Genomic DNA, 26,217 nt, shown 5'->3' with positions numbered 1-26,217 from the left:
CTACCTTTTTTCTTCAACGATAAAGTTAGTTAGACGACCAATATTGCTAATTTCAACTTCAATGGTATCACCATCGTGCATAAATATTGGTGGATTTCGTTTTTTTCCAACCCCACCTGGTGAGCCAGTAAGAATAACGTCACCCGGTGATAATTTAGTAAATGTACTAATATACGAGATTAAATCAGGTACAGTATGTACTAAATTCTTGATGCTATCATGTTGCATCTCTTTTCCATTCAGATAAGTTGCTATTGATAGCGCTTTAGGATCGGGTATTTCATCTGTAGTTGTTAAACATGGTCCAAAAGCCCCAGTATTTGGCCAATTTTTACCAGCTGTGTACCAAGTATATTGCCAGTCACGAATCGAACCATCCATATAACAGCTATAGCCTGCGACATAAGATAAGGCTTCTTCTGATTTTATGCGGAAGGCCTCTTTACCAATAACAATTGCTAATTCGCCTTCATAATCCAGTTCATCGCTGATAGTTGGTTTAATGATATTTGTTTTATGTCCTGTTTGAGAATCAGGAAAACGAACAAATAAAGTTGGGGCAGAATTAGTTTCATTAAATTCTGCTCGTTTTTCCGCATAATTCATTCCTACACACAAAATTTTGTTTGGATTTGGAATTACCGGTAAATAAGTTATTGCTTGTTCATCGATATCACTAGGTGAGTCTAAAAAATTTTTTGCGTTAGCTAATCCATCTTTATCAGAAAGAAGGGATTTTAGATCTTGATATTTATCGCCTAGTTTTTGGCCTAAATCTACGATGCCATGATCAGTATATAAACCAAAACTTGGTCGACCAGAAACAAGGTAACTGACAAGCTTCATGAATACTCCTTAAAAGCTGTTTATTGAAACTACAAAATAAAATAGAACAACCCTAGTAATAACTAAGGTTGCTCTTGAAAAAAACTATACTAAGAAATTACCTAGAATGAGTAAGGATACGGATACGTTAATTGCACCACCAATACGAGTAGCAATTTGGGCAAACGGCATTAACTCCATACGTTCTGCTGCTGTCAGGATTGCAACATCACCTGTTCCTCCTTGACCACTTTGACAGCAAGAAATAACCGCCGCATCAACTGGGTACATACCTAGTTTTTTAGCAACAAAGAAACCTGTTGTGACTAAACTTACTACTGTACAAACAATAACTATTAGGTTGATTACGGTGAAAGCTGCAACGATTTTATCCCAAGGTGTGATAGCTACGCCCACTGCGAATAAAATAGGATAGGTTACCGATGTTTGGAAGAACTTGTAAACTACTTGCGAACCACTTAGTACTTTTGGTGAAACACCTGATACTAGTTTAACAAATACTGCAGCAAATAGCATCCCTACTGGCGCTGGAATACCTGTTACTTTGTGACCAATCATACCGACCATATAAAGGATGGCGGCTAATAATACACCAGATGCAAAAGTTGTCACATCAATAACTGATTCTGCTTTAGCTGTTTTATTGATAATTTGGTCATCTTCTGATGCTGGTAACAAGCGACCATTACCAGTTAAATGTGGATAAGCTTTACCAATACGGTTAAGGATACCACCACAAATAATGCCGGTTAAACCACCTAACATAACAATTGGTAATACTCTACCTAGAGCTTCACCTTGTTCCATACCTAAAATAGATGCATATCCGATTGATAATGGAATTGCACCTTCACCAACACCACCGGCCATGATTGGTAATACTAAGAAGAAGAATGTTTCAAATGGAGATAAGCCAAGTAAATAACCCACACCAACACCAACTAGCATACCAACAATTTCACCACATACCATTGGTCCGAAGATTTTTAAGAAGCCTTGAATAAGTGTTTTCTTATCCATGTTCATAATACTACCAACGATAATACAGCAGATATAAAGATATAAAATGTGAGTATCTTTATAGAATTTTGTTGTTGCTTGCACCACAGGAGCAGGCAAAATGCCATAATAAACTAATGCAGATGGAATAAAGGTTGCACAAATTGCTGCTGCCCCCATTTTTCCAACAATCGGTAAACGTTTACCTATTTCACCACATAGGAAACCAAAGAAAGCACATGTGACTACCATAACAACTATTTCACTTGGTAATTTACCTGTTACTAATACTTCAGCAAAGATAAGAATACCCGCGATAATAAATAATGGTAAAGGAATTACACCGATTTTATAATCATCCATAAGTTTCCACCATCCGTATGGCCAAAACTTTTTCGTTTGATCTTCGTGTTTTATCTCATGTTTTTCATTGTTGTTGTGCGTTTTTTCAACTGAATTGAAATCCACCATATTTTTTTTATCTCCAAAATAAATTTGCTTTGTTTTAATGGCGCATATGGTGACAAAATATTAATATCAATTTTGTGATATAAATCATAAATTAAGTGTGGTTTTTATGGTTTTAAAGGCTCTAAGTTTTTTTATGCTGTGTTACACTCCTTAGTAGATACAGCAATTATTTATTAAGTATAAAAATGCGAAAACGAATACATCTGTCATTTACGACAAAATTATTTTTATCTCTTTTAATCTTTTCATTGGTGGTTTTAGCATTGCTGCAAAGCTACATATGGAATGTGACAGAAAATGCCTTATATCGTAGTTTAGGCGAAAAAGCTCAAATTCAGGCGAAAGAGTTAGCTGTGATTCCTAGCTTAATCAAATATGTAGAAGATAAAGATACCGAACAAATCGCAAAACTTGTTTCAGATATTTTTGAACAAAGCGATGCGAGTTATATTGTTATAGGTGATGCTAAAGCTTATCGGTTATTTCATACGGCTAATAATTCAATATATTTACCCATGGTTGGTGATGACAATCAGGAGGTGTTAAGTGGTATTAGTAGCACCACAATAAGTCAAGGATCTTTAGGTTTAGCCCTAAGAGGTAAAGCGCCGATTATTAGCAATGGAAAAGTAATTGGTATTGTTTCGGTTGGTTATATGGTAGATGATATTTATGCGTCACATATAAAACAATTTATTCCATTCATTATTTTTTGTTCATTTTTATTCTTTGCTCTGTTTATATTTTCTTTATGCTTTGCTAGAGCTATCAAAAAACAGATGTTTAATTTAGAACCTCAAGAAATTGCACTATTGGTAAAAAGCCAGAAATCAATAATGGAATCAATCTTTGAAGGTATTATTGCGATTGATCTTGATTACAAAATTATTAATATCAACCAATCAGCAAGGCGCATGCTAAATATTGATATTGATGATAATAGTTTGCTTAATCATGATTTATCTAACTTTATTAAATCAACTGATTTTCTTTATGGTAGTACCAATCAGACCAAAGATGTGCATGACCATATTTGCTATTTCAATAATATTATTGTTATTGCTAATCGTATTCGCGTGATTGTTGATGATGAAATTCATGGATGGGTGATAACCTTCCGAAATTATGATGATATTAATTTATTAAGTATGCAATTAACCCAAGTTACGCAATATGTGGATAATTTGCGTGCGCTAAGACATGAACATCTTAATTGGATGGCAACGTTATCCGGTTTAATTTATATGAAACGATATGAAGAAGCGGAATCATTTATTGCGTTACATTCTGCTGATAATCAACAAAATCTAGATTTCATTACCAGTCATTTTCAGGTTCCAGCTATTTGCGGTTTATTAATCGGTAAATATTCTAAGTCACATGAAATTGGCTTAAAATTGTTCTTTGATCCTGCCTGCCATTTGGAGGCATTGCCTTCCAAGATAACTGAAGCCGAGTTTATGTCGATATTAGGTAATCTGCTGGATAATGCCTTTAATGCCTGTTTAAAAAATAATCAAGGTGATAAATCTATCTATTTATATTTAAGTGATAGAACCGATGAAATTGTTTTAGAAGTCAGTGATCAGGGTTGTGGTATAGATGATAAAATCCGCAATTCAATTTTCCAACCGGGGGTAACCTCACAAAATTCGAACGAACATGGTATAGGTTTACATTTAGTTTCAACATATGTGAAAAAAGCTAACGGATACATCACATTTGAAGATAATGAACCTTATGGAACGATTTTTTCTGTTTTTATACCTAAGTAGTTAACAGAGGTGAATAAAGTATGTATGAAATAAAAGAAGATACAATTAAAGTTCTTATTGTTGAAGATGAACCCATTTTAGCTGAATTAAATGCTGAATTTATTCAACGAGACACCAAAGTAGAAGTTATTGGTATCGCTGCAACTTTGGAAGAAGCGAAAGTGATGGTTGAAAAATTAAAACCAACATTAATTTTATTAGATAATTACCTCCCTGATGGAAAAGGAATTGAATTATTTGAATATATTATTAATAATAATTTAGATTGTTATGTTATTTTTATTACTGCTGCGAGTGATATGGATACCTGTAGTAAAGCGATACGTTTTGGTGCTTTTGATTATTTAATCAAGCCGGTATCTTATCAGCGTTTAAAACACTCTCTTGAACGTTTTGAACTTTTTTTATATCGTCAAAGTTTGCAAAAACATGTTAATCAAAGACGTATTGATGAACTTTTTAATCTACAAACTAAAGACTTTGTTGATATTAATCGCCACTCTAAAGGTATTGAAGAAATTACCTTACAAAAAGTTAAAGATCTATTTATGCAAACTAATGAACCGCAAACTGTAGATCAAATTGTCGAAAAAGCTAATATTAGTAAAACCACCGCTAGACGATATTTAGAATATTGTGTGCAAACTAAATTATTAACGGTTGAGCTTAACCATGGCAAAATAGGTCGCCCTGAAAGGCTTTATAAAAGATTAGGAAAGTAATTTTTTTCGCAAAGTTGGTTATTAATCCTACATTATATAATTTATGATTATATAAATATGCTTATTGGTTATTTTATTGCCTAAATATTTGATGCTAGATTGAATTAATCCAATTGTTGGATGATTTAAATTGCAGTATCAAATAATAGGAGTAAGCGTATGTCTATAGGAAAAGTAGTAACGACTGAAAATAATGAAATCAGTAAAGATGGTGCTTTTGTCCGTCAAACTAACCGATTTGACACTCCCTTTGGTAATGAACCTGGCTTGTTACCTGTTGAAGCAGGTCGTTATCGACTGATTTGGGCTGCAATTTGCCCTTGGGCTCATCGCCAAATGATAGCCATCAAGTTATTGGGTTTAGAGGATGTTATTAGTGTAGGTAAGGTTTCTCCTATAAGAACACCACATGGTTGGGAGTTTTCACTTGATCCCAATGGCGTTGATCCGGTGTTAGGGATTCGTTATTTACCGGAAATTTATGCTAAAACCGATCCAGAATATAATGGGCGAGCAACAGTACCTACCGTAGTAGACGTAAAAACTGGCAAAGTTGTTAACAACGATTATTTTAGATTAACTAACTATTGGGAAACTGTTTTTAAGCCATTTCATAAAGCTGGGGCACCAGATCTCTATCCAGAACATTTACGTAGTGAAATTGATGAATTGAATGATGTGATATTTCATGAAGTTAACAATGGCGTTTATAAAGCAGGCTTTGCTCGATCACAACCAGCTTATGAGCATGCTTACCATCTCGTTTTTAACCAGTTAGATAAATTAGAACAACGATTAAGCAAATCTCGTTATCTTTTTGGTGATAACATCACTGATTCAGATATTCGTTTATATGTCACTTTGGCTAGGTTTGACGTTGCCTATTATGCTGCATTCAACACTAATCGAAATCGAATTATCGATTATCCTAATTTGTGGGGTTATGCCCGAGATCTCTATCAAATTCCTGCTTTTGGTGATACCACTGATTTTGAGGCGATTAAAAAAGGTTATTTTTTGAGTAATAACGCCCATAATCCTTATGATATTTTGCCGTTAGGGCCTGATGTTAGTAATTGGAAAACGCCACATAATCGAGATAAACAATTTAATTAATTTAAATATTGGGATAATACAGATGCCAAATATTATTGATTTTGGATTGATTTTCACCCAAATACCGACGTTACTGGCTTATTTGCCAGTAACACTCTTTATCACCATCTTTTCGATGTTACTTGGCGTAATATTAGGTCTAGTTATTGCAATAATTAAAATGAATAAAATACCTGTCTTAACGCAAATAGCAGCGGTATTTGTTTCATTTATAAGAGGAACACCATTATTGGTACAGCTTTATTTGAGTTTTTATGGCCTACCAATTTTATTACGTTATGTTAATTACTTTTTTGATACAGATTTTAATATTAATGGGCTTCCGGCAATATTGTTTGTATTGATTGCCTTTTCTTTTAATGAAGCAGCTTATAACTCTGAAACAATTCGTGCCGCATTACAATCTGTAAATAAGGGGCAAATCGAAGCTGCACAATCGTTAGGTATGACATATAGTCAAGTTTTACGTCGTATTGTTATTCCTGAAGCATTTATAGTCGCACTGCCTAACTTAGGTAATACTTTAATCGGATTACTAAAAGGAACTTCACTGGCGTTTGTTTGTTCGGTAACTGAAATGACTGGTAGAGGTAAAACTTTAGCTGGTCATAGCTATCGTTATTTTGAAGTTTATATTTCACTGGCTCTAATTTATTGGGCGTTAACCATATTAATTGAATTATTAGTCAAATATTTAGAGAACCGATTAACGATAAGTGAAGATAAAAATACTCCAAGTTACCGAAGAGGGAAATGGCTATGATTCATGTTAATAATCTCACTTTATCTTTTCATAGTAATTGCATTTTAAATCAAATTAATTTTGCTATTAAACCACATGAAATCGTTGCAATTATTGGCGCATCGGGAGCAGGAAAATCGACACTGTTACGTTGTTTAAATTTATTGGAAAAACCTCAAGCTGGTAATATCACTATTGATAACATGTCGTTTGATGTTAATAAGTCTAAACGAGATCAAATTGTTAAATTTCGTCAACAAACAGCGATGGTTTTTCAACAATTCAATCTTTTCCCACAAAAGAATGCTTTAGAAAATGTTATGGAAGGGTTACTGATTGTAAAAAAATACTCTCGAGAGAAAGCTGAAAAAATTGCTTACGACAAACTAGTTGAAGTTGGTCTTGCTGATAGAGTAAACCACTATCCAAAACAACTATCAGGTGGTCAACAACAAAGGGTTGCTATTGCTAGAGCGTTAGCCATGAACCCTAAGGTCTTATTACTTGATGAACCTACCTCTGCATTAGATCCTGAGTTAGTCGGCGAAGTATTGGCAACCATAAAAATGGCGGCAAAATCGGGTATTACGATGATATTAGTCTCTCATGAAATGAGTTTTGTGCATGATATAGCCAGCCGAGTTTTGTTCTTAGATAAAGGGCAAATTATTGAAGATGGATCGCCTAAACAAGTTTTTTTAAATCCTGTTCATCAAAGAACAAAAGATTTTTTATCTAGATATTATTCAGCAATGCAAATGGATTATGAGATTTAATCAGTAAATGAGGTACTAATGGGGATTATTATTCAACAACATTGTGATGATATTAATTGGCAAGAAGTTGCTGATTTACTGGCATTTTATGGCCTAAGTTCGTTCGATGCGATAACTCAAGAACAAGTCTTTAAAAGAAGCTATGCGGTAGTTTTTTTATTGGAGAATAATCATGTGGTGGGGGTGGGTAGAGCACTATCAGATGGAATTTGTCAGGCAGCGATTTATAACATTGCTTTGGCAAAACACTTACATGGTCAGCAATATGGTAGGCTAATTGTCGATAAGCTTATCGAACAAGTAAAGGATTGTAATATTATTCTTTATACACATCCTCAAACGGTTGAATTTTATAAGAACTTAGGTTTTGATTTAATGAAAACTGGTATGGCCATATATCAAACAGATCATCGGCAGCAAATGAAAGAAATGGGATTCATTTAGATAGCCTAATTGACTAGCATTTTAATAATATTAACTAATTTTTAACTACAGAGGATCGGCGTTATGAATCTAAAAAAATGGTATAGCTTTTTGATCTTGGCTGTTTTATCACTTATTGGATGTGATAATCAAAACGCAAAAAACCAAAGCACTAAAGTAGAAAAAATCGTTATTGCAACATCAGGTGCACCAAGTCCTTTTACGACAGTCAATGATAAAGGTGAGCTGACGGGTTATGATATTGATGTGGTTAAAGCGATATTTGCCAAACTACCACAATATGAAATTAATTTTGAAATTACAGAATTTCCATCTGTACTTGCAGGACTTGATTCTCAAAGGTATCAAGTTGGTGCTAATAATTATGCAATGAATGAAAAACGTAAGGAGAAGTATTTTTATTCCGATCCAATCTTTAAAAATCAATATGTAATCGCAGTAGCTAAAAATAATAATAATATCAATCGTTTTAGTGATCTTAATGGAAAATCTACAGAAGTATCACCGGGACTAAACTATGCTACAGCTTTAGAAACCTATAATCAGCAAAATCCTAATAATCCTGTCAAAATTGTTTATAGTGAAGCTGATTTATTACCTGTTTTGCAACATGTTGAAAGCGGTCAATATGATTTTCAGCTAATTGATAAAGTAATGTTATCGCAATATATTAGTGAACATCATCTCAATTTAAAAATAATTGAACTGAGTAAGGAAGATGAAGATCGTATTGCTTCACCATTTAGTTATCTTTTAATTAGTAAAAGTACTAAAGGTGAACAATTAACCAAAGATATCAATGAAGCTATCAAAAAAATTATTAGTAGTGGTGAACTAGCACAAATTAGTCAGCGTTATTTTGCTGCTGATTATTCACCTAAATAATAAATATCAATGGTCTAACAGCGGTAAATAAACATCCGTTATCATCTGTTCTAGTTTAATGGTTGGACCAGCACTATTATGTCGATTAGGTGTTCCTTTTGAATTACGGGAAAAAATTTGTCGAATTATCCGAGTGCATCAAATACCATTTTATGCTTTAAGTGATGATAATAACTATAAATCACCGCAATGGTTAATTCATCGGCTTTCATGGTAATTTCCTCTATGGATATTATGTATGCAAGCTAAAGTAGATATACTAGGTCGTATTAGTGTTGATAAAGCTCCGGATGGTTGATGATGAAGTTGAACTCTTCGAATGATTAGCTTTAGCCGATGTGACAATCGTTACGGTGCTTTTATCAATAATTTATTGGTTACCGCTTAACCATCAATTTTTGTAAGAACTTTTATAAGCTAAATGAGTTAATTTGGATCTGCATAATGAGATAAAAACCAAGTAACGGCAATTAGATCGGCTGAGCCTCCAGGGCTTAAATGACGTTTTATCAGTTCATCATCTAACTTAGCAATCATTTCCAATCCATTTGGATGCATAATGCCACCTTGCTGGATTAAATTTCTTGCTTCATTTTGCACGAACTCTAATCCGGCCAAGCCTCCTCTAGAAACTAAGTTCGTGTCTTGATTGTAAGTTAGTAAGTATAGCATTGCTTGTAATAGGGCTGATTCTTCATTATAGCCACTATTCAACATTTCTTGATAAATTGGGAGTGATATCTCACGTGCGGTTGTATATCCTGATTCAGCTTCGCCTCTTGCACCAGTAAGATTATGTTGCTTAAAAAGCCGTTCTCCTACTGAGTGGCTGCGGTTATTTTGTGATAATTCGTTATTAACCATACCGTGGCAAATATTGGCTACTTCATTACAGATCATCGGAATAGTTGTTTGTAATTTAAGTTGCTCTAATTTACCAATGGCACTTAGTAATAGACCAAAGGCAAATATTCCACCTTTATGAGTATTAATCTGTTTAGTTGCACTAAACATCGCTGTTTCACATTCAAGGCCAATTGGTCGAATATTTGCTAAAAAATCAGGTGCTGCAACGTTGGCATTATGTTTACCATATTGATAGAAACGTTCAAACCAATTTGAAATAGCGTTAATACTTGTTATGAATGTTTGAAAATTCATATCGTGATGTGCGCCATTATTGTTCATATCAACCAATCCAGGTTTGGGTGATAAGCAGATCTCTCTAATTAACGCTTGTACCGCCAATATTGTCGGTGAGCTCAAAACATTGTGACTTATCAATTTCGATTCTAAGCTAATTACTTGCGCTAAATAATTACTCATGGAATAGGCTGCCTTTACAATTAAGATTAATAATTATTATGCGATGCTTGAGCAAGTACTTCTCGATTACCATTATGGGCAGGTGCACTTATAATGCCTTCCATTTCCATTTGTTCCACAATTCGTGCGGCTCGGTTATAACCAATTCTGAATTTACGTTGGACACTGGATATTGATGCTCTACGTGTTTCAATGACGAAAGAAACAACTTGATCAAATAGTGGATCGAGTTCTTCATCAATAGTATCAAAGCTACCACTTTCACTATCGTCGGTTGAGACGGTTACATTTTCAATATATTTAGGTTTACCACGCGCTTTCCAATCTTGAACGACGGCATGAACTTCTTCATCACGGACAAAAGCGCCATGAACACGAACAGGAATAGAGCTATTTGGCGCTAAATAGAGCATATCCCCCATACCAAGCAGAGATTCTGCACCCATTTGATCTAAAATGGTTCGTGAGTCAATCTTACTTGAAACTGTAAATGCAATACGGGTTGGTATGTTAGCTTTAATTAAACCGGTAATAACATCAACAGAAGGTCTTTGGGTAGCTAGTACCAAATGAATACCTGCAGCTCGGGCTTTTTGGGCAAGTCGAGCAATTAACTCTTCTACTTTTTTACCAACGGCCATAATTAAATCGGCAAATTCATCAACCATAACCACAATATATGGAAGTTTTTCAAGCGTCGGCATTTCTAGATCCATACTATCGGTTGGTTTCCAGAGTGGATCTGGAATTGGTCGTCCCATCTCTTCCGCAAGCTTGATTTTCTCATTAAAACCAGCAATGTTACGAACGCCTAAAGCTGACATTAATCGATAGCGGCGCTCCATTTCATTAACACACCAATTAAGCGCATTAGCCGCATCTTTCATATCAGTTACTACTTGGGTTAATAGATGAGGTATTCCTTCATAAATCGACAGTTCTAACATTTTCGGGTCGATCATGATGAACCTAACATCTTCCGGTTGTGATTTGTATAAAATGCTTAATATCATGGCATTAACACCAACTGATTTACCTGAACCTGTAGTTCCTGCGACTAATAAGTGAGGCATTTTTGCTAAATCAGCAACCACCGATTGTCCAGCAATATCTTTTCCTAAAACGACCGTAAGTGGAGATTGAGCGTTTTTGAATTGTGGGCTATCTAATACTTCTCTGAAATAAACGGTTTGGCGATTTTGATTAGGTAATTCAATACCGACATAAGGTTTACCTGGTATTACTTCTACAACCCTTACTGATGGCATAGATAAGGAACGAGCTAAATCACGATCCAGTGTTGATATTCTGGCAGCTTTAATACCCGGAGCCAATTCAATTTCAAAACGCGTAATCACAGGACCTGGTAAATAATCAACAACGCGAGCTTTTACTCGATAATCTGATAAACTTTTTTCAATTTGCTGTGCCATTGCATTTAACGCAACATGATCAACCTCAATTCTTGTTGTTGGTGGTGGCGTTAATAAACTCAACGAAGGTAGTGGAGTAGTTGGCTTGGGTAATGGTTTATCATTACGTTGTAATAACGGATGAATTAGGCTTTCACCCTCATCTTCATTATCTTCTTCGGCATCTTCATCGATAATTGTTGCCGTTTGAGTTAAAGATGTAAGTGCTTGTGTCGTTTCTTCGTTATCAACATCATTTAAATAAATATCATCAATAGTAGGATTTTCTTGTTTAAGAAGTGAGATATCAACATCCTCAGGTATTTCAAAGTTGTCTGGAATATCATTGAATTGATAATTATTATATTCTTGAGTAATACTTGGTGATATTTCATCCTCAACTGGTTGTATCACATTTGGTTCAATCGCACCCTCGCTATTAAAAGTAGGATGATTTATATTTATTTCAGGTTCATGATGTTCCATAGTAAATAATGGTTTACTTGGTGCATCGGCAATTGTGTACTTATCTTCTTCGAACGGTTGGATAATCTCTTGATTATCCATTTGGTCATTAGATTCCGCCAAATTAGTAGAATTAGTTGTATCACCATCATTCATATTTTTTAAAATATTTTCCATCCGCGCTAATATTGCGTCAGGATCAAGGTCTTTTTTGGCTGCTTTGTCAGTTACATCATGAGTTTCGTCTGTAGTTGCAGTGTTAGCTTCGATCGTTTGTAATAATTGTGCTGCCGTTTTTATGAATTTTTCATCATGTTGTAATGAAATCGGATCTATTGTTGATTCGGCTTTTTCCGTATCTATTTTGGTGGTTAATTCTTGATTATTCGTAGCCAAATTGGTTAGTTCAACACTATTTTGGCTACTGTCATCCATATCAAGATGTAAATCAATCTGTGGTTCTTTTTCTTTTATAGATGCTTCATCATTTTGATTTTGCGCAACTGATTGTGTCACTTTATCTGGTGTAAATAACCATTTTATTGGTGACAGTATTAACATAACCAACGCCCCGATTTTTTCAAATAGATAAAGCCACGAAAAGCCAGTTAGTAATGTAACACATGCTAAGGTTGTTGCCAGTAAAGCTAAAGAGGTTACTAAGCTGCTCATAACTGGTAACAAGCTTTCAATAACGATTGAGCCTAGATAACCACCAGCTTGAAATTGTTCCGGATCACGAATATTAAGGGTAAAAAAACCACAACAACTAAGTACAAAAGCTAATATACCAATAATTCGAAATGAAACACTGAAATAGTTAATTGGTTCATTACTATGACGATAAAAATAGCCCATTAACTGTAAACAAAAGAAAATGATAATAATAGGTAAACTAAAAGCAATCAGTCCAAAAAATTGAAATACGATATCAGCAGCATATGCACCAATATAACCGCCAAAATTGCTAATAGGATTATGCCAAGCAGTACGTGACCAACCAGGATCTGATGGGTTGTAAGTAAAAAGTGATAAAAATAAACAAACAGATAGTCCTATTAATGTTAATAGAATTAATTGAATAACAATCTGTCTTCTAGTAATTTTAAATTTTTTCAAACATGTACCTAAAAGCTATTTTAATTAAAATTTTACCTATTTTATCATAAATTAAACCCACTTATAGCGTGGATGAGAGATAAAAATAATTTATTGATATGAATCCAATTCGATTATGGTTTGATTAAATCTTTGCGCATTTAATACATAGTGTTGAGCATTTGTAATGTTGGCTAGAATTTCTTTCTCAGTCAATTTACGAATAATTTTAGCTGGAGATCCCATAATTAGACAACCTTCTTCATATGGTAAGCTGTGGGTAACTAGTGAATTAGCACCTACCAAGCAATTTTTAGCAATTTTAGCATTATTTAAAATTGTGCTGCCCATACCAATTAAAACATTATCTTCGATTGTACAGCTATGTAAAATGACATTGTGGCCAATAGTCACGTTTTTACCAATAATACATGGGACATCAGTTTCAATATGAATAGTAGTGTTATCTTGGACATTACTATTTTTACCAACATGTATCTTGGCGATATCGCCACGTAAAACGGCATTAAACCAGATAGATACATTTTCATCTAAAACCACATCACCAATAATATCGGCAGATTTGGCAATAAAGCAAGTTGGATTAATTTGTGGTTTTAAGTTGCCTAATTGATAAATCATGTTTTTTTCCTTGTTATATTTCTAACACTCAAAAATAAACCGACGGCTAAGAAGTTACAGATCACCATTGAACCAACCATTAACCATTCAGTTAAATTATTGGTAACCGAGGTTGTGGTATGTGTTGAAACGAGTGTAGAAAGTAAAACACCAATAGCGCCGGCAACAGCAAAGCGAATCGTGCCTGCAAGTGAGGAGGCGGTTCCGGCGATATGAGAATAACAATCAAGAATTACCGCCATGCAATTCCCTCCTATGGTTGAAATACAACCGATATAACCAGCAATAAATATGACTAAAAAGAAAAATCCTAAGTAAAATATACTGGTAATTGCCATACCAATTGTCATTACAAACTGAATTAATAATCCTAATTGTATCATTTTTATCGAGCCAACTCGTCGTACCAGACGGCTATTCAGGGTGTTCATAAATATCATAACTAAAATATTTATAGCAAAGTAATAACCAAAATTGATTGAAGCAACACCATGTAAATTAATATAAACAAATGGCCCCAGACTAAGAAATGAGAATAGTCCTGCTCCAGAAAATGCGCCAATCATCATATAAGTAAATACTTGCCTATGTCTAAATAACGCAATGAAATTACTTAAAATTCTAATTATGCTGAATTTATCACGTTTCGATTTAGCTAAGGTTTCAGGAATATTGATTGTTACCAATCCAAGGCAGATGATAGCCATTAAACTAAGAACATAGAAGTTCGCTTGCCAGTCAAACCAGAATAGAATAAAACCGCCAATAATTGGTGCAAGTAGTGGGGCAACATTGGAGATGAGCATGACAAAAGACATCATTTTTGAAAATTCATCACGATCACGATAAATATCTTTCATTAATGCATTAATGACAATTGTAGTTGCTGATGCTGCTATGCCATGAAAAAAGCGGGCAGTAATTAATTGATTTATATTGGCAGCTAGACCACAACATAATGCAGCAATGATAAAGATAATTAGCCCAAAAGTTAAAACTTTTCGTCGCCCATAGCTATCGGTTAGGGGCCCAAATAAAAGTTGGCCTAGTGAAAATCCTAATAAATAACAACTTATCGTTAATTGTACAGTGGAGTCGGCAACATTAAATTTTTCGGCAATAGTTGGCATACTTGGCAAATACATATCAATGGATAATGGCATCAACATTGAAATTAAACCAAGAATAAAAATGAGTGCTTGTTTAGAAACTTTGATTTCTATTTGCGGATCTTGTGTTTGCACGTCGTTATTCCTTTGGAGCTAAAATTTAGCAAAAAAATAATTATTTATTCAATCTAATCAAAAATACTAATTAAACGAATTGATCTCGTCCTGAGTAAGCGGCCGATATTCGCCTTCAGGTATATCAAGAACAATATTGCCGATCTGTTTGCGATGTAATTGGGTGACATGGTTATTTACCGCTGCGAACATTCGTTTTACTTGGTGATATCGCCCTTCGCTTATAGTGAGTTCTGCATGATAATCGTCAATGATAATCAATTTAGCTGGTTCGGTTAGAGTTTTTTCACTTTTTAACTGAATGCCTTGTTTAAATATATCAATAAGATTAGCGGTAAGTGGTTGTTCAACTGTCACTTGATAGACTTTTTCACAATGATGTTTAGGTGAAGTTATACGATGTGACCACTTACCATCATCGGTTAATAAAACCAAACCAGTGGTATCAAGATCCAGTCTGCCTGCTGAATGTAGTTTTTCTGCCATAGGTTCATCAATAAAATAGAGGATAGTAGGATGATCTGGATCATCAGTAGAACAGACATAACCTTGTGGTTTATTGAGCATAAAGTAGCGATTTTCGGTAATAGGGACGATTTCGAAACCATCATATTCTACAATTTGATCTGGTGAGATATGATAAGCCCCTGATTTAACAATATCACCATTAACGGTAACTTTTTGGGCTTTAAGTTCTTTATTGACTATTGTTCGACTCACACCTAAATGGTGAGCAAGAAATTTATCCAGTCGCATATTTAAATACTGTTCCTATATACAATCTAATGGTGTATAAATATCAAAACGATGATTTTTAGTTTTAATTTCAGCCGTTGGTTTTTGATTGGCTAAAAATGGTGCATAATCAGGCCGTTTGACAACAACTCGTTTTTTGGCTATTCGCCTTGCCGGTTCGAGCAAACTTTCGGCATCAAGATCACTACCGACTAATTGTTGAAAAATACGCATCTCTTTTTTGACTAATGCACTTTTTTGTCGATGTGGAAACATCGGATCAAGATACACAACATCAGGTTTATCTTGATATAAGCTGAGTCCATGTAAGCTTGAATTATAAATTAAACGTAACTGTTTTTGTAATAATTGACCAATAGTCGGATCTTGATAAGCACGATCAAGTCCATCAGCGAGTAAGGCGGCGACCACAGGATGACGCTCAAACATTGTAACCTGACAGCCAATAGAAGCTAATACGAAGGCATCTCGTCCTAATCCCGCAGTGGCATCTATAACGGTTGGTAAGTAATTACCTTTAACGCCAACGGCTTTAGCAATTGCTTCACCACGACCACCACCAAATTGACGACGATGTGCCATTGTGCCTGACACAAAATTAACTGCGACTGCCCCTAATTTTGGCTCATCGGTTTTTTGTAACTCAAGTTGATGAGCTTGACTAACTAAAACAAATGGAAGTTCGATATGATCGGATAACCACTGCTCAGCTAATTGTTTTAGCTGAGCAGAATTGATATTAGTGGATTCCATAGTGACGAAGTAATGCCTCAAGTTGTGGCTCACGGCCACGGAAATTTTTAAACAATGTCATAGGTTCATCACTGCCACCCTGCGACAAAATATTATCAAGAAATGCATTACCGGTTGATTCATTAAAAATCCCTTCTTCTTCAAAACGAGAAAATGCATCTGCTGATAAAACTTCTGCCCAAAGATAACTATAATAACCAGCCGCATAACCACCAGCAAAAATATGGCTAAACGCATGTGGGAACCGTCCCCAATCAACAGTAGGTACTACTGCAACTTGTTGTCTGACCTGTTTTAATGTCTCTAAAATATCCGGTGTTTTGTTACTATGTAGTTTAAAATCAAATAAACCAAATTCTAATTGACGTAAAATAAATAATGCTGCTTGGAAGTTTTTGGCATCTAGCATTTTATCTAACATCTCTTTAGGTAAAGGTTCTCCAGTTTGATAATGACCGGAGATAAATTCTAAAGCCTCAGGTTGCCAGCACCAATTTTCTAAAAATTGACTTGGTAATTCAACGGCATCCCATGGCACGCCATTAATACCTGCTACCGACGACACTTCAATTTCAGTCAACATATGATGTAATCCATGACCAAATTCATGGAATAACGTGGTGACTTCATTGTGGGTGAATAAAGCTGGTTTATCACCAATTGGGCGATTAAAGTTACAGGTTAAATAAGCTACAGCTTTTTGCAAGTGACCATCGGCAAAACGCATTTGGCCAATACAATCATCCATCCAAGCTCCACCGCGTTTATGCTCACGGGCATATAAGTCGAGATAAAAACTACCTTTTAATTCTCCATTGGCAGCATAAAGATCATAAAATTTTACCTCTGGCGCCCAAACTTCTACGTCTTGGCGTTGTTTAGCGGTAATACCAAAAATACGGCGCACGACTTCAAATAATCCACTAACGACACGTTGTTCTGGGAAATATGGACGAAGCTCTTCATCATTAATGGTGTAAAGATGTTGCTTTTGCTTTTCACTGTAATAAGCGATATCCCATGGTTTAATATCACTTGCACCAAAGTATTCATAAGCATATCTTTTAAGATCTGCTAACTCTTTTTCACCTTGCGGTTTGGCCTTGCTGGCTAAATCAGTTAAAAAGGCAGTAACTTGCGAGGTTGTTTCAGCCATTTTGGTTGCTAATGATTTATCAGCATAAGTCTCAAAACCGAGTAATTTAGCGAGCTCATCACGAAGTGATAAAATTTGTTTAATAATATCGGTATTATCCCATTTACCTGCATTAGGCCCTTGATCGGATGCGCGAGTATTATATGCTTGATAAAGTTCAAAGCGTAAGTCTCGATTATCACAGTAAGTCATAATCGGTAAATAACTTGGCATATCTAAAGTTAGTAACCAACCTTCTTGATTTTTAGCCTTTGCCTGTTCTTTTGCTGCGGCTAAGGCACTTTCAGGTAATCCAGACAAGTCGTCAACATTAGTAATTAGTTTGGACCATCCCATTGTTGCATCTAATACATTGTTACTATATTGCGATGATAATTCTGAAAGTTTCGCAACAATTTCACCGTAACGTTTTTGTTTATCATCTGATAAGCCGATTCCAGATAATTCAAAGTCACGTAAGGCATTGTCGATCACTTTTTTCTGTGCCTTACTTAAATTTTCATAATGCTTGCTATCTTTGAGTTGTTTGTAAGCTTGATATAGCGGTTTATGTTGTCCAACCCAAGTGCTGTATTCCGAGAGTAATGGTAAACAAGCTTCATAAGCTTCACGTAATTCAGGACTATTTTTCACTGAATTAAGATGACTAACTGGTGACCACGCTCGGCTAAATTTTTCATCCATTTCATCAATGGGTTGTATTAGGTTATCCCAAGTGTATTCACTATTTTGTTCCAATACTGATTCGATTGTTTTACGACAGTTGTTTAATGTCTTTTGAATAGCAGGCAGAACATGCTCAGGTTTAATTTTTGAAAATTGGGGTAATGATGAATTGCTTAATAGTGGGTTAGTCATACTGCGATACCTTATGCGAATGATTATGGTTCTTAATAAAACATTATGTTGTGGCTAAAAACCTTAATTCAAGTCAAAATGCTGATTGGGTTTAATTATAAACCCATTAATTTACGCTCACGTTGCCATTCAGTCGGCGTATAGGTTTTGATTGATAATGCATGGATCCGATTATCATTAATAAATTCGGCTAAAGGTGCATATATAGCTTGTTGTTTTTTTACTCGACTTAATTCGGCAAAGATTTCACTAACTGCAATAACTTGAAAGTGGCTGCCATCATCCGTCATTACATGAACATCATCGAGGTCGAGTGAATTTTTTAATTTAGCTATAATTTCTTGCTTATCCATTATTTAAACTCTTATTATCTATATCTTGTTTATTAAAAAATTTTGAGGAAAGGGGGTTTTTATTATGAATTTGCATTAACAGTTACTGATGAATGACCGTTTGCAAATCATAAAGTTCAATTAATGTTTGTAACTGGGGGCTGATCCCGGTTAATTTGATATTATATTGGTTACAAAAATAGACTAGTGTCGCGAGCCCAGAAGAGTCAACGCGGGTAACTTGAGTTACATTGATATCCGTTACACCATTTAAAAGTGTTTTTTGTGTTGACCATAAATCATTTAATGAGTGAGCATCAAGCTCACCGATTAAATTAAGTGTATTTTGTTGTTTTTCTGCTTGGATTCGCGACATGATGAACTAACCTTTTTGTTTAGCGTTTGGATCAATATTGCGATTAGATAGATCATTTAACTGTTTAGTTAGTGCGTCAATTCCATCTTGGCGTAAAATTGTTGACCATTCATTTTGTTTGGTTGTAATCATACTTACGCCTTCCGCTATTAAATCATAAGCTTTCCATTCACCAGTTACGGTATTTTTTCGCCATTGGAAATCAATCCGTAATGGTTGTTGATTTTTATCTGGTTGATTTAGTAATACACGGATAGAAATTAGCGATTTACCGGTTAAATCTTTTGAGGCTTCAACTTGATAAGATTGACCGTTATACATTGAAAGCGCTTGGGCAAAAGCTTGAACTAGATAGTTTTCGAAAGCGTTGAAATAAGCCGTACGTTGTGTATCAGTTGCCGTTTTATATGCATTACCTAAGATGAGTGCACCAGCATATTTAACTTGTACATAAGGTAGTAAGTCAGCTCTGACAATATCTTTAAGTTTATTTGGATTTGATTTAAGCGTCGCTGATTGCGCTTTCATGGTATTAAAAATTTTGTCGGCTGCAACTTGCATATCTTTATATGGGTCATTTTCTGCAAACGCTGCTGTACTTATCATTAATGCAAGTATTAAAAATAAGCTTTGTTTCAATCTGGTTAACATAATTACTCCTTACTTTCGTTAGTATCTTGTTTTTTGTCTTTATCTGACGAACCACCAGTACTATATAAAAATTGTCCAATTAAATCTTCGATAACCATTGCTGGTTTAGTATTGTTAATCACATAACCGTCTATAAGATAAACAGGCTTCTTGTTAACATTATTATTGGTTGGTGTAGAGGCCTTGTCTGCATCTAAAGCATCTAATTCCTGTTCAATGTTTTGATCTAATCCAAAATTAATATCAATGAATTGTTCACCTAATAAACCCGAGGTTTTGATAGAAAGTGAACTAGAGCTCGGAATTTTATCGTATTGGGCATCTAGATCCATAGTAACATAAGGTTTGTAAACATCATCATTGACTGATTTTAAGTTAATATTACTTACACGACCAATTACTACTCCACCAATTTTAATTGGTGATCTTACCTTTAAACCACCAATATTATCAAATACAGCATAAACACGATAAGAATTATGACTAGCAAAAGATGTTGGATCAGTAACTCTAAAGCATAAAAATAGTACTGAGCAGATCACCAGTACCATAAAAAATCCTACTGTAATTTCAACTTGACGACTCATGTTTAATGACCTCAATTACTAAACATTAATGCGGTTAATATAAAATCTAACCCCAAAATAACTAATGATGAATAGACAACAGTGTTGGTTGTTGCCCGACTGATTCCTTCTGAAGTTGGCACGCAATCATAACCATTAAATAGTGCAATCCAAGTACTAGCGATTGCAAAAGCAAAGCTCTTAATAAAACAGTTACCTAAATCGTGCCACCAATCGACATTGCTTTGAATGGAAGACCAGAAAAATCCAGCATCAATACCTTTCCAATCAACACCGACTAATACTCCACCTAAAATACCTACAGCGACAAAAATTGCGGTTAAAAATGGCATACAGAAAAATCCCGCCCAAAAACGTGGAGCAATAATTCTTCTTAATGGATCGATCGCCATCATCTCCATACTTGATAATTGTTCAGTGGCTTTCATCAAGCCAATTTCGGCTGTTAGGGCTGAACCAGCTCGTCCGGCAAAAAGTAATCCTGCAACCACAGGGCCAAGCTCCCGTAATAGAGCTAGGGCAACTAACATACCTAAGCTCGCTTCGGCACCAAAGGTAGTTAAAATAAAGTAACCTTGTAATGCCAATACCATACCTATAAATAGACCCGATACGATAATAATGGAAAGCGATTGTACACCGACAAAATAAAATTGTTTAACAAGTAATGGAAATTGTTTGCTAAATTGAGGTTTACCAATAAGTGCACCAAATAGCATAAGCCCTGAGCGGCCTAACATTGCAATAATATTAATTGTTGATTGCCCAAGTTTTGCAATTAAGTTCAACATTAGTTTACACCTCTACTTAGGTCTAATTTGTAATCAACAGCAGGATAATGGAATGGTACTGGACCATCGGCTAAACCATCTAGGAATTGTTTAACGCGTAAATCATCGTTATGACGCAATTCTTGAGATGTTCCACCGGCAATAATATGTTGTTCAGCAACAATATATGCATAGTCAGCAATACTTAATACTTCATTAACATCATGGCTAACTACAATACAGGTTAAGCCCAGCGATTGATTGAGTTCAGCGATGAGCTTAACGATCACTCCCATTGATATAGGATCCTGTCCAGCGAATGGTTCATCAAACATAATGAGATCTGGATCGAGAGCGATAGCTCTGGCTAACGCTGCACGTCGAGCCATACCACCAGATAATTCTGAAGGCATCATATTTGCTGCGCCACGTAGGCCTACTGATTGTAGTTTCATCAAGACTAAATTATGTAAAACTGGCTCAGGTAAATTTAGATGCTCACGTAATGGATAAGCAACATTATCAAATACCGATAAATCAGTGAATAATGCACCTGATTGAAATAGCATGCTCATGCGTTTACGGACTTCATATAGCCGTGATCGCGTCATACTAGGTACATCTTCACCATCAAATAAAATTTGACCAGCTTGTGGTTTTAATTGCCCACCAATAAGTCTTAATAGCGTAGTTTTACCAATCCCGGATGGCCCCATGATAGCGGTGACTTTGCCCTTGGGTACCGTTAGGTTCATATTTTTGTAAATAGGCCGAGTACCACGATAAAAAGACATATCGTGAATTTCGACCAAATTTTGCTGTAATGTGTCAGTCACAATGTGTTCCTACACTACCATAATTGAATTTTGAGTATTTTACTTGATTATTGTAAATAAACAAATGCGTTAAAATGAATTGATAATTTTCACTTTCTTAATTATAAAACATTAAGAATTTTATTGTTCGTCATTTTATGCTAAAACTTTATCTAAAAAACTTAGTAATAGTTGACGTAATCGGAGTTTTATTGAAATTTCATAGTGGTACTGTTAATTGAGTACCACTATATATCAATTTATTATAGGTCGTTATTCATGTCGAGCTTTGCGAGCTAAATAATTCCCTATGCTTTGTACAGTTTGTATTGCGATAACTAGAATCGCGACACAAATATAGATAACTGTATCATCAAAGCGTTGATAACCCTGTGAATAGGCTACATCACCAATACCGCCTGCACCAATAGCACCGGCCATCGCTGTAGCACCAATTAAACCAATAGTGGCGGTAGTGAACGTTAAAATCAAAGAGCTAAATGCTTCGGGTAGCATAAAATGCCAAATAATTTGTATTGGTGTTGCGCCCATAGATTCGGCTGCTTCAATAATACCACTCTTCACTTCTAATAATGAGTTTTCAACTAATCTAGCGATATATGGAGCAACATAAAATGTTAAAGGCACAATTGCTGCTGTCGTACCGATAGAGGTGCGAACTATAAAGTAAGTAAATGAATGAAGTGAAAAAAGTAAAATAATAAAAGGTAATGATCGAACAAAATTGATAATTGGATTGATAATTTGATAAACCCGTTTATTTTCAAGTAAGCCAGAAGGTCGAGTGGTAACTAAACAAATTGCTAATGGAATACCAATTAATGCGCCTAATATTAAAGAGAAAGCAACCATATATAGAGTGTCTAACGAAGCTTGTGCGTATTGTTCAATCGTTACTCGGCTTAAAAAATTAGTATTCAAATAATTGATAAAATCATTTACTACTTCCATTAGTTGTTCTCCCAATGTTGGATTTCTGTAACGTTGACTCCATGTTCACGAAGAAACTGTACCGATTGTTCGATATTACTATCACTGCCTTTTAGTTGAACAAACATGCTGCCCAATACAGTTTTTTCAATTTCTGACATATGAGCAAATAAAATATTGACGATGACTTTTTGTTGTAATATTAGTGAATTCATAACAGGCTCTGAGGCTGAGCGACCCAGAAATTCGAGTTTAAACAATTTTATATTATTTTTATCTCCTTCTATCTCTAGGAGATTTTCAACCACTCCAGCCGGAATTTGATCATTAATTACTGAGCTAACAAAATTTTGTGTGGTTTTATGTTTTGGATGACCAAACACATCAAGCACATTGCCATGTTCGATAATTTTACCTTTTTCCATCACCGCGACTTTATGACAAACCTGCTCTATAACATGCATTTCATGGGTAATTAATACCACGGTAATTTTATATTGATCATTAATTTTTTTGATTAATTCCAAAATCGATTGCGTGGTTTGCGGATCGAGTGCTGATGTAGCTTCATCACAAAGTAAAATATCGGGATCATTGGCCAAAGCCCGGGCAATGCCAATACGTTGTTTTTGGCCTCCTGATAGCTCTTTAGGGTAGCTATGAGCTTTATCACTTAAGCCAACAAACTCAAGCAGTTCATAGACTTTCTGTTTAATCGCTTGTTTGTCTTTTTTGATTAATACTAAAGGGATTGCAATGTTTTCATATACAGTTTTCGATTCAAGTAGATTGAAATGCTGAAAAATCATACCAATTTTACGACGTACTTGCCGTAGTTGTGGATTTGATAATTGATTTAATGATTGGTTTTGAATAATAACATCGCCTTGTGTCGGTTTTTCCAGAAAATTTATAAGACGTACTAGTGTACTTTTTCCTGCACCACTATAGCCAATAATGCCATAAATATCGCCTTTTTGGATGGTTAAATTAATGTTTTGTAATGCTTGAGTCGTAATTCCATTGCGTTCATATTGTTTCGATACATTTTCAAATTTTATCATTATGTTATACCTATCAATGTTGGGCTAATTCAATTAATCCGAGTTGCGCAAGATTTGCGAGATAATTAGCAGCTGGCATTATCATATTACGATTAACTAAAAATTTTGGATGGTGTAGTGCATAGGGGCTTTGTGAGCCAAGATTGATAAATGCACCGGGGACATGATGTAAGTAGTGAGCAAAATCTTCACCGCCGAGTTGTGGTTGAAAGTCTACCACCTCATAACCTTCCTGTTTAGCAATGTTTTGGCAAAAATTGACCCATTTAGCCACATTTATGATTGATGGTGGTCCATCAAACCATCTCAACTCGGCTTCAGCACCCATACTAAGAGCAATATTTTCGATAATACTGGTTAGTTGTTGCTTGACCTTTAGCCTTATATCGGGGGTAAGTGTCCTTACGGTACCTTCCATTTCAACTATTTCAGGGATCACATTCCAAGTGTTTCCACCTAAGAATTTGGTAATGCTAACCACAACTGGGTCGAGTCCACTTATTGTACGACTGGAAATTGTTTGTATTGCATTAACAATCTGTGCACCAATGACAATTGGATCAATACCTGATTCAGGTCTTGCCGCGTGGGCTCCAATACCTTTTACCGTAATTTCAATACGATCTACATTAGCTGAAAATGGGCCAGCTCGTGAAGCCATTTGGTTAATGGTTAAGTTAGGATTATTATGCATACCAAAAATAGCATCAACACCATTGAGTGCACCAATTTCGATAAAATGTAACGCGCCACTAAAATTTTCTTCGGCGGGCTGAAAAAGTAACCGAACTGTCCCTTTTAGTTGCTGTTCATTGGCTTTTAATAAATAAGCAGCCCCCATTAACACAGATGTATGCAGGTCATGACCACAAGCATGCATAACGCCTTGTTTGGTTGAACGGTATTGACAGTCAGATTGTTCATCTATGGGTAGGGCGTCAATATCTGCTCGTAAAGCAACAACTGGGCTTCCTGAGCCAATTTCGGCGATAACCCCAGTTTTTGCCCCCAGTTCTAAAATACGAATGTTAGCTTGTTCTAGGCAAGTTCTTAACCTTTTTGTTGTTTCAAATTCTTGATTGGAAAGTTCTGGATTTTTGTGTAAATCAAGAAAAAGTTGCTCAATAATAGGGGCAATCGTGTCAGTCATGGCATATCCAATAGCTATCAATTTTTGATACATTTACGGTAGCACAGCTGATTTTTTTGCTCTAATAATCGTTTTTTATAACTTATTCCAAAAAGTTATAAGATAGAAGTACATGGAATAAATGAATTGTTATTTCTATGTTAGAGTGTTTGTTAAATTTACATTTCACTGAGGATAGTTCAAATGAAAATAAGTTTTATCAAACAAAAATTTGTTAACAATGTTGCACTATTAGCATTATTTAGTTCTATTTTTTTAATTACTGCATGTGATAACTCATCATCTAAGGTTGATAATCAAACTAAAAAAGAGATCAGTATGGGAGTATCACCAGGGCCGTATAATGATCTGTTCAAAGATGCTGTTAAACCAATACTTGAAGCTGAAGGTTATAAAGTCAAATTAGTTAATTTTCCTCATTTATTAGAATCTGATGTAGCATTAAGTGAAGGAAGTATAGATTTAACTGTCGCTCAGCATACCGCTTATATGGACGTTTTTAATAGTCAACGTAAAGCTAACTTAAAACCGGTAGTGCATGTACCTTCAGTGCCTGCGGCAATATTTTCGAATAAATATACTTCAATCAAAAATGTCTTTTCTGGTGCTAAAATTGGTATTCCTCAAGATGCCTCAAATGCGGCTCGCTCATATAATTTATTGGAAAAAGCCGGTTGGATTAAGTTAAAACCAAATACTAATCCAATCATTGTTAGCAAAAATGATATTGCCGAAAATATTGCTGGTGTGGATATTGTTGAAATGGATTCTGCCAATATTCCTAGAGTCTTAAATGAGTTAGACTTTGCCGTAATTCCGGGAAGTATCGTTTATTCTGCCAATATAGATTCGAAAAAAGCGCTGTTATCAGAAACAATTATCCCTGATTTAGAAATCATGGTGGTGGTTAATGGTGGTAATGAAAATAGCCAGTGGGCAAAAGATATAAAACGTATTTACCAATCACAACAATTTAAAGATTATATGCAAACACATAATCAAAATGGTTATTGGGTTATGCCACAAGAATAATAA

The 26,217-nt window shown here is 35.1% G+C and carries 27 protein-coding genes; 9 read left to right on the top strand and 18 right to left on the bottom strand.

Translation table 11 applies throughout. The features are described from left to right. Together B6C84_RS01665 and B6C84_RS01660 are read right to left on the bottom strand one after the other, a co-directional pair. Nucleotides 1-846, bottom strand: a complete 846-nt coding sequence (locus B6C84_RS01665) for a fumarylacetoacetate hydrolase family protein (protein WP_086353833.1) — start codon at nt 844-846, stop codon at nt 1-3. 84 nt (nt 847-930) lie between these two features. Beyond that, nucleotides 931-2,262, bottom strand: coding sequence for a 2-hydroxycarboxylate transporter family protein (locus tag B6C84_RS01660; protein ID WP_065614125.1), 1,332 nt, complete (start codon nt 2,260-2,262; stop codon nt 931-933). Between the two features lie 239 nt (nt 2,263-2,501). Here B6C84_RS01660 and B6C84_RS01655 point away from each other — a divergent pair, with 239 nt between their 5' ends. From B6C84_RS01655 to B6C84_RS11520, 8 genes are all read left to right on the top strand, one after another. Beyond that, nucleotides 2,502-4,091 (top strand): ATP-binding protein, encoded by a 1,590-nt coding sequence (locus B6C84_RS01655; protein WP_086353835.1) that lies wholly within the window; start codon nt 2,502-2,504, stop codon nt 4,089-4,091. A gap of 20 nt (nt 4,092-4,111) precedes the next feature. After that, nucleotides 4,112-4,813, top strand: a complete 702-nt coding sequence (locus B6C84_RS01650) for a response regulator (RefSeq protein WP_173795327.1) — start codon at nt 4,112-4,114, stop codon at nt 4,811-4,813. A 159-nt stretch (nt 4,814-4,972) separates the two neighbouring features. Beyond that, entirely contained in the window at nt 4,973-5,929 is a 957-nt protein-coding gene (locus tag B6C84_RS01645; RefSeq protein WP_086353836.1) for a glutathione S-transferase family protein, read from the top strand. A 22-nt stretch (nt 5,930-5,951) separates the two neighbouring features. Further along, nucleotides 5,952-6,692, top strand: coding sequence for an amino acid ABC transporter permease (locus B6C84_RS01640; RefSeq protein ID WP_065613951.1), 741 nt, complete (start codon nt 5,952-5,954; stop codon nt 6,690-6,692). After that, entirely contained in the window at nt 6,689-7,447 is a 759-nt protein-coding gene (locus B6C84_RS01635; RefSeq protein WP_086353837.1) for an amino acid ABC transporter ATP-binding protein, read from the top strand. Before B6C84_RS01640 ends, B6C84_RS01635 begins: the two co-directional genes overlap by 4 nt. Before the next feature lie 18 nt (nt 7,448-7,465). Further along, complete coding sequence (locus B6C84_RS01630; protein WP_065613954.1) at nt 7,466-7,891, top strand: GNAT family N-acetyltransferase; 426 nt, start codon at nt 7,466-7,468, stop codon at nt 7,889-7,891. Nucleotides 7,892-7,954: 63 nt separating this feature from the next. Continuing rightward, nucleotides 7,955-8,776, top strand: coding sequence for a transporter substrate-binding domain-containing protein (locus B6C84_RS01625; RefSeq protein ID WP_086320333.1), 822 nt, complete (start codon nt 7,955-7,957; stop codon nt 8,774-8,776). Between the two features lie 58 nt (nt 8,777-8,834). Then, nucleotides 8,835-8,993: a hypothetical protein gene (locus B6C84_RS11520; RefSeq protein ID WP_165755135.1), complete on the top strand. Its 159-nt coding sequence runs from the start codon at nt 8,835-8,837 to the stop codon at nt 8,991-8,993. A 209-nt stretch (nt 8,994-9,202) separates the two neighbouring features. On the opposite strand, the gene citG is transcribed toward B6C84_RS11520, so the two are convergent. The 16 genes from citG to B6C84_RS01545 all read right to left on the bottom strand — a co-directional run bounded on the left by citG (nt 9,203) and on the right by B6C84_RS01545 (nt 25,182). Then, nucleotides 9,203-10,102 carry a triphosphoribosyl-dephospho-CoA synthase CitG gene (gene citG, locus B6C84_RS01620; protein WP_086353838.1) on the bottom strand — a complete coding sequence of 300 codons (900 nt, stop codon included), beginning with the start codon at nt 10,100-10,102 and terminating at the stop codon, nt 9,203-9,205. A 26-nt stretch (nt 10,103-10,128) separates the two neighbouring features. Continuing rightward, nucleotides 10,129-13,098 (bottom strand): DNA translocase FtsK 4TM domain-containing protein, encoded by a 2,970-nt coding sequence (locus B6C84_RS11770; protein WP_086353839.1) that lies wholly within the window; start codon nt 13,096-13,098, stop codon nt 10,129-10,131. A gap of 90 nt (nt 13,099-13,188) precedes the next feature. Continuing rightward, the gene (locus tag B6C84_RS01610) at nt 13,189-13,719 is read right to left on the bottom strand and encodes a gamma carbonic anhydrase family protein (protein WP_086353840.1); all 531 of its coding nucleotides are present in this window, start codon (nt 13,717-13,719) and stop codon (nt 13,189-13,191) included. Next, entirely contained in the window at nt 13,716-14,963 is a 1,248-nt protein-coding gene (locus B6C84_RS01605; RefSeq protein ID WP_217332073.1) for a Bcr/CflA family multidrug efflux MFS transporter, read from the bottom strand. The genes B6C84_RS01610 and B6C84_RS01605 overlap by 4 nt, the downstream gene beginning before the upstream one ends. Before the next feature lie 66 nt (nt 14,964-15,029). Then, nucleotides 15,030-15,719, bottom strand: a complete 690-nt coding sequence (gene rsuA, locus B6C84_RS01600) for a 16S rRNA pseudouridine(516) synthase RsuA (RefSeq protein WP_034901248.1) — start codon at nt 15,717-15,719, stop codon at nt 15,030-15,032. 15 nt (nt 15,720-15,734) lie between these two features. After that, nucleotides 15,735-16,472 carry a class I SAM-dependent methyltransferase gene (locus B6C84_RS01595; protein WP_065651462.1) on the bottom strand — a complete coding sequence of 246 codons (738 nt, stop codon included), beginning with the start codon at nt 16,470-16,472 and terminating at the stop codon, nt 15,735-15,737. Further along, nucleotides 16,459-18,486, bottom strand: coding sequence for an oligopeptidase A (prlC, locus tag B6C84_RS01590; RefSeq protein WP_086353841.1), 2,028 nt, complete (start codon nt 18,484-18,486; stop codon nt 16,459-16,461). Before prlC ends, B6C84_RS01595 begins: the two co-directional genes overlap by 14 nt. A 95-nt stretch (nt 18,487-18,581) precedes the next feature. Continuing rightward, complete coding sequence (locus B6C84_RS01585; protein ID WP_065651460.1) at nt 18,582-18,839, bottom strand: BolA family protein; 258 nt, start codon at nt 18,837-18,839, stop codon at nt 18,582-18,584. An 82-nt stretch (nt 18,840-18,921) separates the two neighbouring features. Further along, nucleotides 18,922-19,194: an STAS domain-containing protein gene (locus B6C84_RS01580; RefSeq protein WP_086353842.1), complete on the bottom strand. Its 273-nt coding sequence runs from the start codon at nt 19,192-19,194 to the stop codon at nt 18,922-18,924. A gap of 6 nt (nt 19,195-19,200) precedes the next feature. After that, nucleotides 19,201-19,845 carry a phospholipid-binding protein MlaC gene (gene mlaC / locus B6C84_RS01575; RefSeq protein WP_065651458.1) on the bottom strand — a complete coding sequence of 215 codons (645 nt, stop codon included), beginning with the start codon at nt 19,843-19,845 and terminating at the stop codon, nt 19,201-19,203. 2 nt (nt 19,846-19,847) lie between these two features. After that, nucleotides 19,848-20,432: an outer membrane lipid asymmetry maintenance protein MlaD gene (gene mlaD / locus B6C84_RS01570; protein WP_086353843.1), complete on the bottom strand. Its 585-nt coding sequence runs from the start codon at nt 20,430-20,432 to the stop codon at nt 19,848-19,850. Nucleotides 20,433-20,443: 11 nt separating this feature from the next. Then, nucleotides 20,444-21,223 (bottom strand): lipid asymmetry maintenance ABC transporter permease subunit MlaE, encoded by a 780-nt coding sequence (gene mlaE, locus B6C84_RS01565; RefSeq protein ID WP_034901265.1) that lies wholly within the window; start codon nt 21,221-21,223, stop codon nt 20,444-20,446. Further along, nucleotides 21,223-22,038, bottom strand: a complete 816-nt coding sequence (gene mlaF / locus B6C84_RS01560; protein WP_081299991.1) for a phospholipid ABC transporter ATP-binding protein MlaF — start codon at nt 22,036-22,038, stop codon at nt 21,223-21,225. Before mlaF ends, mlaE begins: the two co-directional genes overlap by 1 nt. Before the next feature lie 252 nt (nt 22,039-22,290). After that, nucleotides 22,291-22,890, bottom strand: coding sequence for a methionine ABC transporter permease (locus tag B6C84_RS01555; protein ID WP_065577664.1), 600 nt, complete (start codon nt 22,888-22,890; stop codon nt 22,291-22,293). Between the two features lie 98 nt (nt 22,891-22,988). Further along, nucleotides 22,989-24,032, bottom strand: a complete 1,044-nt coding sequence (locus B6C84_RS01550; protein WP_065613972.1) for a methionine ABC transporter ATP-binding protein — start codon at nt 24,030-24,032, stop codon at nt 22,989-22,991. Between the two features lie 13 nt (nt 24,033-24,045). After that, nucleotides 24,046-25,182, bottom strand: coding sequence for an amidohydrolase (locus tag B6C84_RS01545; protein ID WP_086353844.1), 1,137 nt, complete (start codon nt 25,180-25,182; stop codon nt 24,046-24,048). 183 nt (nt 25,183-25,365) lie between these two features. Here B6C84_RS01545 and B6C84_RS01540 point away from each other — a divergent pair, with 183 nt between their 5' ends. Further along, nucleotides 25,366-26,214, top strand: coding sequence for a MetQ/NlpA family ABC transporter substrate-binding protein (locus B6C84_RS01540; protein ID WP_081298764.1), 849 nt, complete (start codon nt 25,366-25,368; stop codon nt 26,212-26,214). Nucleotides 26,215-26,217: the final 3 nt, after the last annotated feature.

It is taken from the genome of Gilliamella apis (assembly GCF_002142155.1).
Taxonomy (GTDB): Bacteria; Pseudomonadota; Gammaproteobacteria; order Enterobacterales; family Orbaceae; genus Gilliamella; species Gilliamella apis.
Note: the sequence above shows the minus strand (reverse complement) of the source record. Positions and strands in the feature narration are given on the sequence as shown.